Here is an 18,964-nt window from a genome sequence, read left to right as displayed (position 1 = left end):
TTGATTGATTTAGATTAAGAGGAACGAATATATTTCGATTTTTGCCGAAATGCAAAGAATCAGGCCTATTTATTGTCGGCAGGTATAGAGTTATCCTTAAAAAAAGAACCTCAAATCCATTTTGGTTTTGAGGTTTTATTTATTTTGTATTGCTTACTTTTTTTTCTTTTTCGCTGCCTTTTTCGCAGGAGTTTTCTTTTTTACACTTTTCTTTTTCGGATTTTGCAGAAAATCTTCTGCTTCGTCCATTAGCTCTTTCAAACTTTTCGAGTAATCTTCAGAAAAATCGATCGTTGCAGTGTATTCTCCTTTCGATATGTCCATTACCTGAATTTCGGTGCCGGTAAACTCTTCAATTTCAGCTAATAATTTTTTTTCATCCGTTGGGTCGCAGAAAGAAATGGCCAAACCTTTTTGAACACCACGTCCGGTTCTGCCCACACGGTGAACGTAATTTTCGGCAACATCCGGCATGTCGTAGTTTACCACATAATCAACATTGGGAATGTCGATACCACGGGCACTAACATCTGTTGCGATCAAGATTTTTACCTTTCCTGTTTTAAAAGCATTTAAGGCTATTAAACGATCATCCTGTTCGCGGTCTCCATGAATGGTTTGTGTTTCTATTCCTACACGTTCCATGGCTTTGTGAACGCGTTCCGCTCTTACTTTGGTTCTTACAAAAACCAATATTTTACTTTCCTGATGTTCCTTAATCATACGTTCCAGGAAGAAACGTTTATCATCCATTTTCACAAAGGCAACTCCATGCTCTACGTTCTTGGATACAGGATCTTTAGGCGAAATTTGAATGCGGATTGCACTTCGAACCAGCGAATAAGCCAGTTTTTTTATTTTAGGCGTGATTGTCGCCGAAAAAAACAAGGTTTGACGATTCTTTGGAAGAAAACGAATCAAATCCTGAATGTCTTTTATAAAACCTAAATCCAACATATGATCGGCTTCATCCAAAACCAGGGTTTCTACTTTATCAAGCTGAATAAATCCCTGACTGGTTAAATCGAACATTCTGCCGGGCGTGGTTATTAATACGTCGATTCCACCTTGTAAACTTGCAATCTGAGGAGCTTGTTCAACACCGCCGAATACACAAAAGCTTGTTACTTTGGTATGCTTTCCAATTTTTTGAAAAACTTCGGTAATTTGAATGGCCAGCTCGCGGGTAGGCACCATTACAACACATTTAATGCCGTTGCTGCTTTTGTTATTCTTAGCTTTGTGCAGTTTATCAATAATAGGAATCGCAAATGCTGCTGTTTTTCCTGTTCCGGTTTGTGCAATGGCAAGCACATCTTCTCCCCGTACAATTGGAGGAATGGCTTTAAATTGAATGTCGGTAGGTCTGTTAAAACCTAAACTTTCTAAATTTCTTTTAATATCGGGGGAAAAACTATATTGACTAAATTTCATTTTTTGTATTCAGATGATTTTATCGTGCAAAGATAGGTGTAAAATATGGTTTTGTTGAATTCCTAGGATGCTTGTTGCTAAAAGGGAATATCATTTATGCTTTTGCCGCTTTTTCCAAAGTTTTTGTTTCTGTCCAATATCTGAAATAGCCGTAACCACCAATTACAATGGTACCAATAAAAGTTAAACCATTGGAAAGAATTCCAAAGCTGATTCCCGCATTTGGATCCAACTGAAAGGCAAGGAACAATTGAAGGAGCAGAAAATGAGTTGTTCCAATTCCTCCCGGACTAGGTAAAGCCCAGCCGATTCCGCCAATAAACAGAATCACAATGGCAAAACTGAATGAGTATCCTGATGTTTCAGGCAAACAAAGCAGATAGATGTAATTTAAGACAACGAGCATTGTCCAGATTAGTAATGTTAATACAATAAATTGGAATCTTTTTTTAAGAAGCAAGCCTTGCTTAAGCGATAGAAACATACTTTGTAAGAATTCAACGATCTTTTTTACCGGACGCCGTTCTGATTTTTTTATTCTGCGTAAGCTAACTAAGAAAAGGATAAAAAGAACAAGTATGGCAATTGGAATTACATACAAATAGCGGTAGCCGTAAATATGAGAAATTCCACCAATAGTAGAGTCCATAATTCCCTGTAAACGATCCAGTTCAATCCAAAATACAGCAAACACACCAAGACCCAAAATCAGTAAATCGTAAGCCCGTTCGGCCATAACGCTTCCCATTGATACTGAAACCGGAACTTTAGTTGTTTTTTGCAGAGATGTGCAGCGAATTATTTCTCCGAATTTTGGAGTAAAACTATTCACGAAGTAGCCTAGCAGTACCGAGGTTAGTACTTTATCCGATTTTGGTTTTTCTCCGGATTCTTCAATAAGCAGCTTCCAACGCAAGGCCCGCAGGTAAAAAATGATGAATAAACATACGAAGCTAAGCAGTATAAAAAAATAGTCAGAATTTGCTAAGCTTTCCCATACCGGAGCCATTGGTTTTTCACGCAAAGTGAGAAACAGGAATACAGAACCAATTAGTATTCCAATTGAATTTTGTATTATTTTTTTTATTCGACTTCCCATTTAATGAAGTTACTGATTTATTAATTTTTTGTAAAGAAATACAAAAATAGGAAGACTTTTAGAATATTTTGTTTCCATAGGAAGTATTATAACATGATGCGGTTATTTCCTGATGGTTTGATAAGCTTCCTTCAGCCAGTTTTTTAGTTGTTGATCAAACTCGGATAATCCGCCAACGGCAATGCGGTGCAGTACCCGGTTTTTAGATATTCGTTTGCACAGGTAAATTGGAAATTGATCTTCTTCCCGTTGCAGTTGAAACTCCAATATCAGATGATTTCTTTTTGTGTATATGGATAAAAAAGTTGCACCTATCTTACATTGAACACAGGTCTTTAAATAAATAATTTCAAGATTCTCAAAAGTAGCCAGATAGGATAGAAGAGTTTCAAACAGTTCCGATATATCAACATTCATTTTCTGCAAATGAGTTTCTTTATCGGTAATAAAGCACGAGTGATATTGATTTGGCCCCGATAATTTTCTTTTGCAGTTAGGACAAATGTAAGTCATGGATACTTTAAATTCTATTCCGTTTTACTCGTATCCATTGCAACCTGCTGCATGCTGCTGCTGATTCTTTTAATGGCTTCTTTAATATTGTCTTCGGGCTTAATAAATGTCTGGTTGCCCCAGAATTTGTTATCGTAGCTTAGGTTTTCAGTGGAAAGAATTGTTGTTGGAGCAATTATTTCGTGATGTTTAAATTTTCTAACATTGATGGTGTCTAATTTTGTAGTTGCCATTTCGAAAGTTGTGGAGAAGGTCTGTGAAAACAACTTTTTTTTATTTTTCACCTTAAATTTTAAATTTCCTAAAGTGTGATTTAAATAATACTTACCATCAATATTTCGGTAGTTTACGGAATATTGAATTAGCGCTGGTCTAACTTTGGTTTTAGCATTTGCCTTGCTAATAAACCGATTGGTTAATTCGGGCAGCCTACTTTGATTATAGCCAAAATCTGCACCAATAATTGCCAGACTTCGGGTTTCAATTATTAGTTTACCTTCCAGCAGAGGTGTGGTGATATTTTCTTTCGGCTTAAAATCAATAATATAAACAGGTTTGTTGTCGAATGTGCTGATATCGGATAAACGATAGGTGTATAGATCCATAAATTCAGGATTCAAAAATTCGGGTTGATTTTGGACAATATCCAATAGTAAACATCCTTGAATGCCTCCTTTTAATCGAAAAGATATGGTATCCAGTCGGGATACGTCATAAATTTTGCGGCTCTTAAATATTTTCACCTTATCAGTTAGTTCGTTCTCCGAATAAGGATATTTGTAAATATCCAAAACAGATTCGAGGTAAATCATATACTTGTTGTTTTTGAGTACAGATTCCCTGTAGAAAGAGGTTAGATTGGTGGCGTTTTGCGGATAATTGATTTCTATTCTATTGACAGCAGCCTTTATTATTGATTTTGGATCGTTGTTTCGAATCACCACTTCCTGAAGCGAAATAAAATCCTCTTTTAGTTTAATTTGAAGTTTGGTATTTGAGATATCGGAAACAGGGATTTCGAAATTTTTAAATCCAACATAGGAAACAACCAGTGTGTCTTTACTATTTTCCGATGAAAGAGTAAGGGCAAATTCCCCATCTAGATTACTAATTGTGCCAATATGTTTGCCTCTAATACCAATACTGGCGTATGGCAGAGATATTTTAGCTGATTGATTCGTTACTTTACCATTAATGTTTCGGTACGAAATGTAAGGAATCATACTTGAAGTAAGAGGTTTATCTGTTTTGTATTTCGCGGGAACAATAATAATATGCCTGTTTACCACTTGAAACGTAAGGCTGGTATCCTGCACTATTTTCCTCAGTAAAATTTCAAATTCAACTTCATCAGCTTTAAGACTAAGTTTCTTTTTATTTGTAAATAAATCAGAATTGTAGGTAAAATAGCAGTTGTTTTTTGCCGCAATAGAATCCAAGGCATCATTAATGCTTAGTTCTGAAAGATCAACTGAAATCTTGTTTTGTAAGAGCGAACTCTGTGCGTTGACTTTTTGAGAGAAACATATCACAAGTACAAGCAGAGCATTTAAAAGGATGCTTTGCACTAAATTCTGATATATTTTTCTTCTTTTCATTTTAGAAATAAATTATTTCAGCTCTTTTTTTATCGTAATTTGAGAACCACTCTTCTCATATGTCAGGTTATGTGGCCGGCATAAGTTTTCCAGAACGTCATTAAGAGGTGTTTTATTGAATGATGTGGTGATCGGTAAATTTTGAATTGCTGTGTCGTTAAATTGAATATTAACCTGATAGGTTCGGTTAATAACCTTAGCTACATCCTGTAAACTCATCGCTTTAAAAACCATCAACTGAGTTTTCCAGGAAAGATAGTTTTCATCGTTTTGTGTTCTTTTTTCCAGAAAATCTTCCTGTAAAACGCCAAAATCGCCCTTTTCCAGAATAATTTTATTATCAGGTTCTTTTGCAAGTGAGAATTGAACCTTACCCGATTCAACCAAAACTTCAACATGCTTATTGGAAGCATTCACGTTGAATGAGGTGCCCAAAACTTTAATTTCAGCATTGCCCACTGAAATGATGAATGGTTTGGCAGGATTTTTAGCAATTGAGAAAAAAGCTTCCCCGGTTAATTTTACCCTTCTTTCTTTTCCTGCAAATAATCTTTCGTAAACCAATTCCGATTTGCCATTAAGTGTTACAATAGAACCATCAGCCAATGTAATGGATTTACCACTTTCATTCAATTCCGATGAAATACTTTGATAAGGAGCAAGTTTGTCATTGTAAATATGATATGATGCAAGTCCAAGGCCAATGGCAATAATTAGCATGGCAGCAATCTGTATGAGTTTTTTTGTGTTTTGGAGCGAAAATAAAGGAATAACCTTGGCGGTATTTGCCTTTTTAAGATCGCTTAAATTGGATTTTACTTCCAACCAGGCTGCGTCAACATTAAATTGTTGTTGAATTTCGTTAACCTCTTGAATTAGACCCAAATCTTTATCGGATGCAGAAACAATTTCTGCATACTCAGGATTGGAATCAATCAACTTTTCAAATGCCAATTTTTCCTCTGCACTCATCTCTCCACTAAGGTATTTTGAAATGATTTCCCACTCAATTTTATGTGATGTATTTTCTTTCATTTTGTTTATAGCACAATAATTCCAACGTAATCTTTTAAATTTTTTCGGAAGGCTTTTAATGCCTTTCCCATATTTGCTTCAACAGTTTTAACCGAAATAGATAACTTATCGGCAATTTCCTGATATTTTAAGCCTTCAAACCTACTCATTTTAAATATTTTACTGCAACGATCGGGTAAGTTTGAAAGAGTTTTTTGAACAATGTTGTAAATTTCTTTTTCTTCAACCGAATCTATTGGTAATGAGCTTTCCGGCTTGTTATTTTTAATGTATTTTTCATACTGTGTTTTAACGCCTCTTTTACGCAAAACCTGCAAGCTATTAAAATAAGTTGCTTTGTAAAGGTATGCTTTTAGTGAGGTGTGTATTTTTAAATCTTTTCTGTTTTCCCATAACTGACAAAACAATTCCTGAACAATTTCTTCAGCCTGATTTGTGTCTTTCACAAAACGCAGCGCGTAATGACATAGTAAAGGGTAATATGCTCTGAATAATTTTTCAAACTCTTGTAAATTACCTTTTTGTATGTGTTTAAGTATAGTATCTGTATCTTCCGGCATTTTCGTATCTCTTCCCGTATTTTAAAAAGCTTGTAATACTTTCTAAGTTAGGATTTTTCAATCATTAGAGGAAAGATCTGCAATATTATTGTTGATATTTCTTTATCCATAACCGATTTATTTTTATGGATGAAAAGAACCGTTCTGAATATTCTCATGTTTCCCCAAGCATGAGTGAACGGTTCTTTTTCTTGTTTTGAATTCAGTTGCTAAAGGTTGCAGGATAACTAACTCAAGTATATTTTGAATTCAAAATTTCATTATCTGGCTTTTCTTTTCAATTTCCGAATTGCCGACTCGATGGATTGGTCTGGCTCAATTGTATTGTATTCTCCCCAGAAATTAGCATCCGCAAAGTTGTTTACTTCCTCAGCCATTATTTGATTTGCTCTAAATTTATCATCTCCTCTAAAGCGAACAATATTCTGTTCGTCACGGTCGGTAATCGCAATTTCAGTCATTGCGCTATAGTTGGTGTTGAATAATTTACGTTTCCAGTTGCATTTAAAATTGATCTCACCTCTGGCATAATTGAAATACCATTTGCCATCTTTTTCAGTATAGTTAACTAAGTAATCGGCTGAGGTAGGAGTTACTTTTACTCCTGCAGGTTTGCGTTTAATAAACATTCGACTGGCTTCCTCTTCATTGCTTAGGTTCAAGCTAAATTTTGCACTTGACAGAGCCAAATTTGTTGATTCGATGTAAAGTAATCCGTAATACAACGGAATATCTATATTTTCTTTTTGTTTAAACTCAATTACGTAATGAATCTTGTCATTAATTTTAGTAATTGATTTGATTGAAAAATTATAGTTTTCGATAAAATCATCGGAAAGCAGATTGTAAGGGTTTTTCACAACATCTAAAAGCAATGATGTGTTCGGTCCGCCCTGTAATTTGAACAATAATGTATCCATTTTCTTTACATCCTGACTTTTGCGTCCTTTGTAAATTTGTACCTGATCATCTTTTAATTGTCTGTATCCCGCTTTGTGAATGTTTACAATAGCTTCAGAAATGGCAACGTAGGTTCTGTTTTTCTTAATTGTCTCGCGGTAAAAACCCTTCATCATATTTGGGTCTTTAGGGTAATTCTGACCGATTTTAGCCAAAATACTTTTTACTAAAAACAGAGGATCTAATGGGTAAATGTTAATTTGGTCCAAAGGAATAGTAACTGATTCCAGCTTTAATATATTTTTCTTATCCTTTAATGAAGAAATAGAAACTTCGAGATTTTTGTATCCGATATAGGTGATTTCAATTTTGCTAACAGGAAGGTCTTTAGCAATTTTCAATAGAAATTCACCATCGCTGTTCGATACTGTAGCAACATTAACACCTTTAACAGCAATTGTTGCAAACATAAGAGGTTCATTTGTTTTGGAATCCTGAACTTTCCCTTTGTATACATCGTATTTTAAGGTGTCAATAACCTGTTGTACTTTAGTTTTTTCTTTCTTAACATTATTTCCCTCCGCTGCCATTGCATTGCTGAAAGAGAAAAACAAAAAGGCAGAAAGAATGATTGCGAAATAAAATCTAATTTTTGTTTTCATGGCGATTTATTTTATGTGATAATAATTTTAAAATTAGGAGAAAACCGATCGTGTATTTTCTTGCTTCTACTACTATGATGCTTTATGTATAAAATACCCTATCATTTTTTTTATTTTTTTTTGTTCGTGTTTTTTTACAAGCCTTATATGTTCTATATTTATCTAAAATGGCATAAATAATTTCTCTCTGGCAAGGGTTATTATTTATAGATGAATGTGAAGAATATAATTTAATCAATATTAGCAGGCTTGGTTTATGAGAGTAGATTATTGTAAAGAGAATCTTATTTTAAAAGTATTCCCGACTGTAGGGGGCTGTTTTGAAGAAGGGTGGAGTGTTCTGAAAAAACACTTTTTAATCTTATTACTTGCAATCATTGTTTCCGGAGTTATTGATATGCCCATGGGATTTAATCAAATGGGATGGGATGACAGCGATTCATTTAAGATCGGTTTGGCATCGTTCAAATTTCTCGGATTTATCTATTACCTACTGGTTGTTACTCCGTTTAGTTATGGTGTAGATTGGATGTTTTTGAAAGCATCACGAAAAACGGAACCTCAGTTTGAAGAAATTTTGAATGGGTTCAAGAAGTTTCTATTTGTAATTTTAAGTCATTTATTGGTGATTGGAATAGTCGGAGTAGGCTTCCTGTTTCTTATTATTCCTGGAATTTATTTGGTTTGCAAGTTGATTTTTGTTCCCTTTTTAATAATGGATAAAAAGGTAGATCCAATACAGGCTGTTAAGCTTAGCTTTTATTTGAGTAAAGGCTACTTTTGGACAATTTTTGGAATGGGAATATTATCATTCCTAGTCATTATTTTAGGACTTATTTGTCTGTTTGCAGGAGTATTGGTCTCGATAGTTTGGATACACTCAGCTTTTGCTGTTCTTTACAAAGCGTTAGACGATCTGCATTTTGAGGAGGCTTGTGAATTAGCAGGTATTTCTCCTGAAAGTATAAGAAACTAAAATTTCAATATTTACATTATAAGAAAGGGAGACCATTTTGATCTCCCTTTTATTATTGTATGTTTTAAATCTATTTAATCAAGTGTCTCGATAAATCAAGCATTCGAACAATTGGTGCTTTTGCCTTTTCCATAACATCATCGGGTAAGATGATTTCAGGTTGTTCGTTTTTTAGTGCCAAGTATAACTTCTCCATTGTGTTCAGCTTCATATAAGCACAATCATTGCAAGAACATGTTTCATCTGCAGGAACAATTAAAAATTCTTTGTCAGGAGAATCTTTTTGCATCTGATGAAGAATTCCCGTTTCTGTTGCAACAATGAATTTTTTAGATTCGCTGTTTTTAGTGTAGTCCAGCATGGCTGTTGTTGAGCCAACAAAATCGGCAAGTAACAATACCGGATGCGCGCATTCCGGGTGAGCAATAAGTACAGCATCAGGATTTTCAATTTTCATTTTCATGATTCTCTCCGAAGAAAGGATATCATGAACTTCACAGGTTCCATCCCAAAGAACCATTTGTCGGCCGGTTACTTCATTTATGTATCGTCCAAGGTTTTTATCAGGAGCAAAAATTATTTTCTGATCTTTAGGAAAGGATTCTACAATTTGAACTGCATTTCCTGACGTACAAATCACATCAGATAAAGTCTTAATTTCGGCTGTACAATTGATATATGAAATAACAATATGGTCGGGGTGAAGTGCTTTAAATTTACGAAAATCATCCGCTGGGCACGAATCAGCAAGAGAACAACCAGCCTCTAAATCGGGCAGGAGTACTTTTCTTGTAGGATTTAATATTTTGGCTGTTTCAGCCATGAAATGAACGCCGGCAAACAAAATAATGTCAGCATCTACTTCTGAAGCCTTTTTCGCCAGAGCCAGACTATCACCTTTAAAATCGGCTATTTCCTGAATGTCAGGCGTTTGATAGTAATGGGCAAGAATAACTGCATTCTTTTCTTTTGCTAATTGAAGAACCTTATCTCTCATTAAGTATATATTTTCTTAGTCTCTCGTTAGGTGAATACGAGTGCAAATATCCTTAAATTATCGCGAAATTCAAATCATAGCAACATGTTTAGAGTTTTAAACTACTTATTTAGACCGGGGAATAGGTTTAAGGTAAAAGGAACAAGGTAAAAGGAACAAGGAACAAGGAAAAAAGAGATAGGATCGGGATTAAAACAAAAAATTCCTAACAAAGGTTCTTTTTTATCAAACTAAAAATCCATAGTATTGATGTTTCAACCGGTCAAGCCTTAAACACATAAGCATGTAAGGTATATTCCAAGATATTTTGGCATACAGGGAAATGATTATATGGTAAGTTCTCCCGAAACTAGTTCGGGACAGGCTATATTACAAAAACCTAAAATTATAATTATATGAAAAATAGAAACCAATGAAAACATCTCTACTCGAAATATGTTGTTACTCTGTTCAGTCAGCGATTACAGCAGAACAATCCGGGGCTGATCGAATTGAATTGTGTGCTGGCGTTCATGAAGGAGGAACTACTCCCAGTGCTTCTTGTATCAAATTAACGAAAGAGTTAGTACGTATACCTTTACATGTAATTATCCGTCCCCGTGGAGCCGATTTTTGTTACTCTGATATTGAGTTTGAGTGTATGAAGCTGGATGTAATTCACTGCAAAGAAATTGGTGTGAATGGGATTGTATCTGGTGTTCTGTTACCTGATGGTAATGTTGATGTGGAAAGAACCAAGGAATTGATCGATTTGGCAAAACCAATGAGTTTTACTTTTCACAGAGCTTTTGATATGGTGAATGATCATTTTAAAGCCTTGGAACAATTGATAGAGATTGGAACCGCTCGAATTCTCACATCCGGAGGAGAACAAACTGCTGTAATGGGCACAGATTTACTTAAAGGCTTAGTTGAAAAGGCAAGTGGACGAATAGTGATCATGCCGGGAAGTGGTATCAATCATGAAAATATTTTGGGTTTAAAACAAAATACCGGAGCTAAAGAGTTTCATTGTTCGGCAAAGTCTTTGGTGAGAGGGAAAATGGAATATCAGAATCCGAAAATTGCAATGGGAGGCGAAGAAAATGTGCCTGAATTTGAATTTTATGAGGCAGACTCCAAGAAAATTCGTAAAATTGTAAGCATCCTAAAAGCCGAGGACAAATAACTAATTATTCTACTAATGAGGAAGATTTCTATCCTTCTGCTTGGTCTCATTTTCTTTTGGGGCTGTTCCGATGCACATTTTATTCAAGACAATGCCGTTCGTGCAAAAGTTTCCAACCGATTCGAAAAACGAAAAGAATTTGCATCCAATAGATCAAATGAACTTTTCTCGGTATTCCAAGAAAATATAACGACTGAAGAAAAAGAAGCATTGCAGTTTTTATATGGGTACATGCCTTTGTGCGATTTGGCCGATTACAATGGCGATTTCTTCTTAAAACAAGTTCGATCTTCGTTTGAGGCCAGAGAAAGTTTTGAGTGGGGTCAAAAAGTGCCGGATGAATTATTTCGCCATTTTGTGCTGCCATACCGTGTAAACAATGAAAATTTGGATTCGGCCCGATGGGTTTTTCTGAAAGAGTTGAAACCAAGATTAAAAGGCATGTCGATGAAAGAGGCAGTGCTGGAAGTGAATCATTGGTGTCACGAAAAAGTAAATTATGCTCCAACAGATATTCGCACAAGCGGACCGCTAAGCATTGTGAGAACTTCGTGGGGAAGATGCGGTGAAGAATCAACATTTACCGTTACTGCCTTACGTTCTGTAGGTATTCCTGCCCGTCAGGTTTATACTCCACGCTGGGCTCACAGCGACGACAATCATGCTTGGGTGGAAGTTTGGACGGATGGGAAATGGTCTTATTTGGGAGCTTGTGAGCCTGAACCCGATTTGAATATGGGTTGGTTTACCGAACCTGCCCGCAGAGCTATGCTGGTGCATACCAAAGTGTTCGGTGATTTTGAGGGAGATTATGAAGTTGTAAAGCGTTCAGATAATTTCACTGAGATTAATGTAGTGGAGAATTATGCTGATGTGAAGAAAATTTACGTGCAGGTCGTTGATCAATCGGGTAATTCAGTTGAAAATGCAAGAGTAGATTTTGGATTGTATAACTATGCTGAGTTTTATCCAATTGCGAGTAAGAATACTGATTCTGATGGAATATCTTTCCTCACTACAGGTTTGGGTGATCTGCTTATCTGGGCTGGTAAAGAGGGGGAGTATGCTGGCAGGAAAATCAGCGTAAAGCAAACCGATACGCTTTGTTTGGAATTGGGTCGTGGTTTTTATGGAGAGCAGATTACCGATTTAAATATGGTTCCTCCGGTTGAGCAAGATCCTTATTCGGTTGATGAGAGCAAAAAGAAACAAAATGATATTCGTCTGTCCTATGAAGACAGTATTCGAATGCAATATAGAACCACTTTTATAGATTCCATTACTGCCTGTAAATTAGCTGATAAAAAATCTTTGGATGCAGGAATGATCTGGAACTGCTTCAATAAAAGTCAGGGAAATTGGAAAGAGATTCGGAAATTTATTGAATCAATATCTGAAGGAAATGGTCCAATTGCAGTTGAGCTTCTTAATTTAATTGCTGATAAAGATCTGCGTGATACGCGATCTGAAATACTGGAAGATCATTTGAGTAATACGATCGGAAAATACAAGTTGGAAGATTACAGTTCCAAGGAGCTTTATTTGAAATGTGTTTTGAATCCAAGAATCAGCAATGAGTGGTTAATTGCTTACCGAGGATATTTACAGAATGCTTTTGAGGGTAAATTTACAGGTAATCGAGCGGAGAGAATTGAGCAAATTAAGCAATGGATATTAAAGGAAATACAAATTACCGAAGAGGAGAATTATTACAATCTGCCAATTACTCCAAAGGGTGTTTATGAGCTAAGAATCTCGAATGCTGAGTCGCGTGATGTATTTTTTGTGGCTCTTTGCCGAAGTTTAGGGATTCCTTCGCGTTTGGAGCCAGCAGAAAAAACACCGCAGTATTTCGATGGTAAAGAATGGTTGAATATTTATTTTGAAAAACAAATAGTTAATCAGCCAGTTACTGGTTTTATGATGTTGAATAATACCGCAAAGGATTTTGATCCGGCTTATTATATGCATTTTACAATCGGGAAAATGATTGATGGTGTTTATGAAAGTCTTGATTATGGCTGGGATTCTAAATTATCCGATTTGCCTTCAAAATTGGAATTGGAAGTCGGAAAATATAGGTTGGTTACAGGCAAACGCGGCGCTGACGGAACTGTTTATGCACATTTGAATCATTTTGAAGTTTTAAAGAATCAGACCACTAAAATTGATTTGATATTCAGAGATCCAAAGGTTGAGAGTAAGATATTGGGTCATTTGGATACTAAACTGAAGGTTTTCAATGATAATGGGGAAGGAGTAAGCCTTAAATCATTAGAGAAGCAGGATGCGATTGTTTTGATGTGGCTGGAACCAGGAAAAGAACCAACCCGACATTTAATGGAAGAATTTAAAGATATCAGAAAGAGATATCAGGAATGGAATGGTAATATTGTTGTATTGCAGGCGGAAGAAATTTCTGATGAAAACTTAACAGATGCTTTTTTTGCTAATATGCCATCAAATTATAAGCTGTATAAAGATAAAAACAATGAGTTGATTATACAGGCTAAAAAGGAGTTGGGCATTACAGGTAAAGTTGAGAAGCCATTACTATTGGTTTTACATTCCAATGGCAATATTCAGTTCGCTTCCCGCGGATATAAAATTGGGATTCATGAGCATTTACTTAAAGTTTTGGAAAAATAATCTAAAACAGAAATCTCTTGATGGAATAAAAAAATGCCGCTTCAATTATTTGAGGCGGCATTTTTATTTTAATATTGTTTTACTTTTTGTCGTAAAGGTCTAATTGTAAAGTTCTTTTGCAAAACTGCCTTCTACCTTATTCCCCAATAAAAGTTCTTCAATAGTAGCGGCAATATCTGTAAAAGATGTTCTGGTTCCCAAATCAACATTCTGCTTGATATTTTTACCATACACCATTATTGGAATGTACTCTCTTGTGTGATCAGTTCCAAGGTAAGTGGGATCACATCCGTGATCGGCAGTCAGAATTAAAATTTCACCGTCCTTTAAATTTGCCTGAATTTGAGGCAAATAGCGATCAAATTCTTCCAAAGCAGCTTTGTATCCTTCCGGATTTCTACGATGACCGAACATCATATCAAAATCGACCAGATTCGTGAAGATCAAACCTTTTGAATCTTCTTTCAAAGCGATCAGTGTTTTGTTGATTCCATCAACATTATCCTTATTGGTTCCGCGGGAGTCGGTAATTCCTTGTCCGGCGAAAATATCTTTTGTTTTACCAATACCGATAACATCCAATCCGCTTTCGCTCAGACGATCGAGAACTGTAGGAGCGGGTGGTGTAACAGAATAATCGTGACGATTTGCTGTTCTGGCAAAATTTCCTTCCCCGCTTCCCAGATACGGACGTGCAATTACACGGGCTACAGGTTCGTGTTCGGAGCAAATTTCCAAAGCAATCTCACAGGCCCGGTACAATTCGTCCAAAGGAATAATTTCTTCGTGAGCAGCAATCTGAAAAACAGGATCGGCAGAAGTATAAACAATCCAGTTACCAGTTTTCATTTGCTCTTCTCCGTATTCGTCAAGAATAGCAGTTCCAGATGCAGGCTTGTTAGCCATAACTTTTCTGCCGGTTCTTTCTTCAAACAATTGAATGGTTTTTTCTGAAAATCCATTGGCATAAGTAGGAAAAGCACGTTCCAGCTTAACTCCGGCAATCTCCCAGTGACCGGTTGTTGTATCTTTTCCCTTGGAAGCTTCGGCAGCCTTTCCGTAGGCTCCGTTTGTGTTGTTGCATGATGCAACACCGGCAATGTCAGTAAGGTTACCAAGACCTAGTTTCTGCATATTTGGTAAATTAATACCATTACAGTGTTTGGCAATATTTCCAAATGTATTGGAGCCAACATCTCCAAATTCTTCAGCATCTGGTAAATAACCAACGCCAGCGCTATCCAGCACCACAATTGTAGCGCGTTCTATTTTAGGAATCATAAACTTGTGTTTAAAGTGTATAAAATATACTGATGAAGGGTTGTTTAGGTAGTGAGGCAAAGTTAGTAGAACAATTATAAATTAGCAATTAATAATTATAATAAATGTTCTTGATGGGATTATGAAGAAGTTAAAAAATATTTTGTGATGATCTTTTGTGCGGAGATCTTATTAGTACTGTAACTTGATGAGTTTCCCTTAACTCAAGAATAAAAGAATCCCCCAAACAAATAAATGTCCGGGGGATGAGATATATAGGTTTAATTTAGACTTAATTGTATAAGTTTTCTCTTTGCTCTTTAATTTTCTCGCTGGAAATATAATCATCGTAATCCATTAATTTATCAATGATTCCATTCGGAGTTAATTCAATAACACGAGTAGAAATTGTTTGAATAAATTCGTGGTCATGAGACGACATCAACACGGTACCACCAAAGTTGATCAATGAATTATTGAATGATTGAATCGATTCCAGATCCAGGTGATTGGTTGGAGTATCCAAAACCAACAAGTTGGCATTTTTTAACATCATTCTGGAAACCATACAACGAACTTTTTCACCTCCCGAAAGAACATTTGCTTTTTTGTAAATATCTTCACCAGAGAAAAGCATTTTGCCAAGATATCCCCGCAGATAAACTTCGCTGGTATCGCTTGAATATTGAGCTAACCAATCGATTAAGGTAATTGGTTCCTGAAAGAATTCATTATTGTCAAGAGGTAAATATGCTGGTGTAATCGTAACTCCCCATTCATAATTACCACTGTCTGCTTTTTCTATTCCGTTAATAATATCGAAAAGAGCAGACATTGCGCGAGGGTCTTTGGAAAGGAAAACTACTTTTTCACCTTTTTCGATTGTAAATTCAACATCTTTAAACAAAACTTCTCCATCTAAGCTTTTGCTTAGGCCTGAGCAAGAGAAAATTTTATCTCCGGCCTCACGTTCCTGCTGAAAAATAATACCAGGATAGCGGCGGGTAGAGGCTTGAATATCCGAAATATCCAATTTTTCGATCATCTTTTTTCGGGAAGTTGTTTGCTTCGATTTGGCTACATTGGCACTGAATCGGGCAATAAATTCCTGAAGTTCTTTCTTTTTTTCTTCGGCCTTTTTATTCTGATTTGCCTGCTGACGGGCAGCTAACTGACTGGATTCGTACCAGAAGGTGTAGTTACCAGAGAACATTTTCACTTTTCCAAAATCGATATCAACAATATCGGTACATACCGAATCTAAAAAGTGACGGTCATGCGATACCACAATAACTGTATTTTCGAAGTTGGCCAGATAATTTTCCAACCACATTACTGTTTCAAGGTCAAGGTCATTGGTAGGCTCATCGAGAAGCAGGTTGTCCGGGTTACCAAAAAGTGCCTGTGCCAATAATACACGAACTTTTTCCTTACCACTCAGTTCTTTCATTAGCTTGTAATGAAGAGCTTCTTTAATGCCCAAACCGCTTAATAATTCTGCAGCTCCGCTTTCAGCATTCCAACCATCCATTTCGGCGAATTGTTCTTCCAGTTCCGATGCTTTAATTCCATCAGCTTCCGAAAAATCAGGTTTTGCGTAAATGTCATTTTTTTCCTGCAATACAGCCCACAATTCTGAGTGACCCATAATTACAGTATCCAGAACTGTAAATTCATCAAATTCAAAGTGATTCTGCTTTAAAACCGCCATTCTTTCACCAGGTTCCATCGATATTGATCCTGTTGTAGAATCCAACTCACCAGAAATGATTTTTATTAGGGTAGACTTACCGGCACCATTTGCACCAATAACTCCGTAGCAGTTTCCAGGAGTGAATTTTATATTAACATCCTGAAAAAGAGGTTTTTTACCAAATTGAATAGATAAATTTGAAACTGAAATCATACACTTATTTCCTTTAATTATTAAGGCTGCAAAATTAGTGATTTTTATTTTAGATCTAATCCGATTGTATGATTAACTTTTAAGTAATTTTTAAAGAAGGGAAACCTGGGCAAAAAAACAGGATTAATTTGCATTTGCGTTTGAAGAAAGAATGGTTGAAATTTCATTTGTATTTTCGGCAGCAGGAATTGTAATCCGGAAGGTTGTTCCCAAATTTAAAGTGCTCTCAACCCGTATTTCTCCTTTGTTTTGTTCAATAAATTGCTTACAAAGGAGTAAACCTAATCCATTTCCTTTTTCGCCATTGGTTCCGTTATAAGATTGAGAATGGTCTATTTCAAAAAGATGCGCAATTTGATCTTCAGAAATTCCTATTCCGCTATCTTTTATCCACAATTCAACGAAGTTATCACTTTGATTTAGGCCGATCGCAATAACTCCTCCTGACTTCGTGAATTTTAGTGAGTTGTTAATTAGGTTACGAATTACTGTATCCAGCATTTGGCGATCGGCAAAAACCATAACAGTTTCTTCAAGTAGTAATTGTAGATGGATGTTTTTTTGTTTTGCTACACTCGAATAGGTTCGAAGATTATTTTCTAAAAGTGGTTTAAGAGATAGAATAGCAGGTTTGTAGGGCAGTTTACCTGATTGATTTAAAGACCAGGATAGAAGATTGTCGGTTAGACTCAATACATTACTTATGGATTCTTCCATGTCGTGGCAACTTTCCTCGAGTAATTGATATTTTCTTTGCTGAATAAAAATTTTGATCAACTGAGCAATATTATATACAGATGCTAAAGGAGAGCGCAGATCGTGCGAAATGATCTGAAACAACCTGTTTTTGGTTTTGTTGGAATCTGATAAAGCCACGTTTTTTTGGTCTAAAAGAGTTTTATGCCATTGAATCCTCTCATTTTGCAATTGAAGTAATCGATGCGTTTTTTTATTTATATAATACGAGCGGACAATAAAAATAGCGTAGCCAATTAGTAAAATCAACAATACTATTAAACTGTTTCGTTGCCACATTCTACTTTTGTTTACTTTTTCCAATAAAGTAATTTGCGTTTCTTTTTTTTCCGATTCATATTTTTCCTGAATCTCTGCAATCTGTTTCAGGTTTTTAAGGTTGAAAATACTGTCTTTTAGTAGTTCATAATCAGAGAAATAGTGCAATGCACTATCAGCCATATTTAAATGTGTGAAAATCTTGAAAAGTTCTTCATTACAATTTTTTTGATATTCAATATTTTTTGTCTCTATTGCAAGAGCAAGAGCCTTTTTGCGATACTCCAATGCATCTTTATAATTGTTTTGCGCATAAAATACATGAGCAAGACTGTTTAGTGTTGAGATAGTCAAATTTTTATTTCCTATTTCTTTCTTTAGCAATAAGCTCTGATTTAAGTATTCCAAGGCCATTGAATATTGCCTCATTTCAAAAAAACAAGAGCCTATGTTGTGATAGGTTTGGGCAAGCTGGTACTTATTGGGTTCCTCGTTTAAAATTTCAAGATTCTTTTTGTAGTAAGATAAAGCTTCACCGTAATTATTTTGCAGGGAAAATATATTTGCAAGATTATTATAACAATAATAAAGGGATGAATTTGATTTGAGGGCTATGTTTAATGATTTACTATAGTAATAATAAGATTTCTCGTAATCCTTTAGGTTTTTATATACAAGTCCTATGTTATTGTATATAGCGAATAAGAGTTTTTGATCATTAATTTTTTCAAAGTATTTTAGGCAAATAAAAAAATCATTTATTGCAAGATTAAACTGATCTTCCTTCAAATATACATTCCCTCTATTTAATATAGCTTTACATGTGCCGAGGGAATCGTTAATGAAATTAAAGTTTTTAATTGCTTCAGAATAAAGTTTATTGGCATTGGTGAAATTTTCTTTATTCTTTTCAATAACTCCCATTCTCATTAATGAGAGACCAATACCTTTATGGTATTTTATTTTTGTTGAGAGATGAAGAGATTTTTGTAGATACTCAAATGCTTGGTCAGGGTATTTTTTGTAATTATTGTTAGCCCATTCTACAATTAGATCAACTTTTTCCGTGGAAACGGAAATGGAATCAAGTTTACCTTCCAAAGCAGTATTTATTTGAGCTGTTGAAGAAAAACTTAAAAACAAAATTGGAATCCAAAGTAAAATATTCTGCATTTATATAAATTAATGATAAT

General features: G+C 35.4%; 14 protein-coding genes. 3 read left to right on the top strand and 11 right to left on the bottom strand.

Translation table 11 applies throughout. The features are described 5' to 3' along the window. Window positions 1–153: 153 nt before the first annotated feature. The 7 genes from ACHZAX_RS12005 to ACHZAX_RS11975 form a co-directional block, all read right to left on the bottom strand. Window positions 154–1,434 carry a DEAD/DEAH box helicase gene (locus tag ACHZAX_RS12005; RefSeq protein ID WP_101307972.1) on the bottom strand — a complete coding sequence of 427 codons (1,281 nt, stop codon included), beginning with the start codon at window positions 1,432–1,434 and terminating at the stop codon, window positions 154–156. Between the two features lie 94 nt (window positions 1,435–1,528). Beyond that, window positions 1,529–2,533, bottom strand: a complete 1,005-nt coding sequence (locus ACHZAX_RS12000) for a lysylphosphatidylglycerol synthase transmembrane domain-containing protein (protein ID WP_320019285.1) — start codon at window positions 2,531–2,533, stop codon at window positions 1,529–1,531. A 102-nt stretch (window positions 2,534–2,635) separates the two neighbouring features. After that, complete coding sequence (locus ACHZAX_RS11995) at window positions 2,636–3,046, bottom strand: DUF5655 domain-containing protein (protein WP_320019284.1); 411 nt, start codon at window positions 3,044–3,046, stop codon at window positions 2,636–2,638. A gap of 14 nt (window positions 3,047–3,060) precedes the next feature. Next, complete coding sequence (locus ACHZAX_RS11990) at window positions 3,061–4,644, bottom strand: carboxypeptidase-like regulatory domain-containing protein (RefSeq protein ID WP_320019283.1); 1,584 nt, start codon at window positions 4,642–4,644, stop codon at window positions 3,061–3,063. A 12-nt stretch (window positions 4,645–4,656) separates the two neighbouring features. Further along, window positions 4,657–5,679: a FecR family protein gene (locus ACHZAX_RS11985; protein WP_101307968.1), complete on the bottom strand. Its 1,023-nt coding sequence runs from the start codon at window positions 5,677–5,679 to the stop codon at window positions 4,657–4,659. Window positions 5,680–5,684: 5 nt separating this feature from the next. Then, window positions 5,685–6,239, bottom strand: coding sequence for an RNA polymerase sigma-70 factor (locus ACHZAX_RS11980; protein WP_101307967.1), 555 nt, complete (start codon window positions 6,237–6,239; stop codon window positions 5,685–5,687). A gap of 260 nt (window positions 6,240–6,499) precedes the next feature. Next, window positions 6,500–7,801 carry a carboxypeptidase-like regulatory domain-containing protein gene (locus tag ACHZAX_RS11975; protein ID WP_320019282.1) on the bottom strand — a complete coding sequence of 434 codons (1,302 nt, stop codon included), beginning with the start codon at window positions 7,799–7,801 and terminating at the stop codon, window positions 6,500–6,502. 256 nt (window positions 7,802–8,057) lie between these two features. On the opposite strand from ACHZAX_RS11975, the gene ACHZAX_RS11970 reads away from it, so the two are divergent. After that, window positions 8,058–8,777 (top strand): hypothetical protein, encoded by a 720-nt coding sequence (locus ACHZAX_RS11970; RefSeq protein WP_320019281.1) that lies wholly within the window; start codon window positions 8,058–8,060, stop codon window positions 8,775–8,777. 70 nt (window positions 8,778–8,847) lie between these two features. On the opposite strand, the gene nadA is transcribed toward ACHZAX_RS11970, so the two are convergent. Further along, window positions 8,848–9,774 (bottom strand): quinolinate synthase NadA, encoded by a 927-nt coding sequence (gene nadA / locus ACHZAX_RS11965; RefSeq protein ID WP_320019280.1) that lies wholly within the window; start codon window positions 9,772–9,774, stop codon window positions 8,848–8,850. Between the two features lie 412 nt (window positions 9,775–10,186). Between nadA and ACHZAX_RS11960 the strand changes: the two genes are divergently transcribed. Together ACHZAX_RS11960 and ACHZAX_RS11955 are read left to right on the top strand one after the other, a co-directional pair. Beyond that, a complete protein-coding gene (locus ACHZAX_RS11960; RefSeq protein WP_320019279.1) occupies window positions 10,187–10,942 on the top strand; it encodes a copper homeostasis protein CutC in 756 nt (251 codons plus the stop codon). A 15-nt stretch (window positions 10,943–10,957) separates the two neighbouring features. Then, on the top strand, window positions 10,958–13,591 hold the full coding sequence (locus ACHZAX_RS11955; RefSeq protein ID WP_320019278.1) for a transglutaminase domain-containing protein: 2,634 nt from the start codon (window positions 10,958–10,960) through the stop codon (window positions 13,589–13,591). Between the two features lie 99 nt (window positions 13,592–13,690). Here ACHZAX_RS11955 and ACHZAX_RS11950 read toward each other — a convergent pair whose 3' ends face one another. The 3 genes from ACHZAX_RS11950 to ACHZAX_RS11940 form a co-directional block, all read right to left on the bottom strand. Further along, a complete protein-coding gene (locus ACHZAX_RS11950) occupies window positions 13,691–14,872 on the bottom strand; it encodes a phosphopentomutase (RefSeq protein WP_320019277.1) in 1,182 nt (393 codons plus the stop codon). Between the two features lie 271 nt (window positions 14,873–15,143). Beyond that, window positions 15,144–16,757 (bottom strand): ABC-F family ATP-binding cassette domain-containing protein, encoded by a 1,614-nt coding sequence (locus ACHZAX_RS11945; protein WP_101307960.1) that lies wholly within the window; start codon window positions 16,755–16,757, stop codon window positions 15,144–15,146. 123 nt (window positions 16,758–16,880) lie between these two features. Then, window positions 16,881–18,944: a tetratricopeptide repeat-containing sensor histidine kinase gene (locus ACHZAX_RS11940; RefSeq protein ID WP_320019276.1), complete on the bottom strand. Its 2,064-nt coding sequence runs from the start codon at window positions 18,942–18,944 to the stop codon at window positions 16,881–16,883. Window positions 18,945–18,964: the final 20 nt, after the last annotated feature.

Source organism: Labilibaculum manganireducens, from assembly GCF_963665805.2.
Taxonomy (GTDB): domain Bacteria; phylum Bacteroidota; class Bacteroidia; order Bacteroidales; family Marinifilaceae; genus Labilibaculum; species Labilibaculum manganireducens.
Note: the sequence above shows the minus strand (reverse complement) of the source record. Positions and strands in the feature narration are given on the sequence as shown.

Coding starts and splice junctions, on each gene's coding strand:
- ACHZAX_RS12005 (WP_101307972.1), bottom strand. CDS start 1,434: ATGAAATTTAGTCAATATAGTTTTTCCCCCGATATTAAAAGAAATTTA.
- ACHZAX_RS12000 (WP_320019285.1), bottom strand. CDS start 2,533: ATGGGAAGTCGAATAAAAAAAATAATACAAAATTCAATTGGAATACTA.
- ACHZAX_RS11995 (WP_320019284.1), bottom strand. CDS start 3,046: ATGACTTACATTTGTCCTAACTGCAAAAGAAAATTATCGGGGCCAAAT.
- ACHZAX_RS11990 (WP_320019283.1), bottom strand. CDS start 4,644: ATGAAAAGAAGAAAAATATATCAGAATTTAGTGCAAAGCATCCTTTTA.
- ACHZAX_RS11985 (WP_101307968.1), bottom strand. CDS start 5,679: ATGAAAGAAAATACATCACATAAAATTGAGTGGGAAATCATTTCAAAA.
- ACHZAX_RS11980 (WP_101307967.1), bottom strand. CDS start 6,239: ATGCCGGAAGATACAGATACTATACTTAAACACATACAAAAAGGTAAT.
- ACHZAX_RS11975 (WP_320019282.1), bottom strand. CDS start 7,801: ATGAAAACAAAAATTAGATTTTATTTCGCAATCATTCTTTCTGCCTTT.
- ACHZAX_RS11970 (WP_320019281.1), top strand. CDS start 8,058: ATGAGAGTAGATTATTGTAAAGAGAATCTTATTTTAAAAGTATTCCCG.
- nadA (WP_320019280.1), bottom strand. CDS start 9,774: ATGAGAGATAAGGTTCTTCAATTAGCAAAAGAAAAGAATGCAGTTATT.
- ACHZAX_RS11960 (WP_320019279.1), top strand. CDS start 10,187: ATGAAAACATCTCTACTCGAAATATGTTGTTACTCTGTTCAGTCAGCG.
- ACHZAX_RS11955 (WP_320019278.1), top strand. CDS start 10,958: ATGAGGAAGATTTCTATCCTTCTGCTTGGTCTCATTTTCTTTTGGGGC.
- ACHZAX_RS11950 (WP_320019277.1), bottom strand. CDS start 14,872: ATGATTCCTAAAATAGAACGCGCTACAATTGTGGTGCTGGATAGCGCT.
- ACHZAX_RS11945 (WP_101307960.1), bottom strand. CDS start 16,757: ATGATTTCAGTTTCAAATTTATCTATTCAATTTGGTAAAAAACCTCTT.
- ACHZAX_RS11940 (WP_320019276.1), bottom strand. CDS start 18,944: ATGCAGAATATTTTACTTTGGATTCCAATTTTGTTTTTAAGTTTTTCT.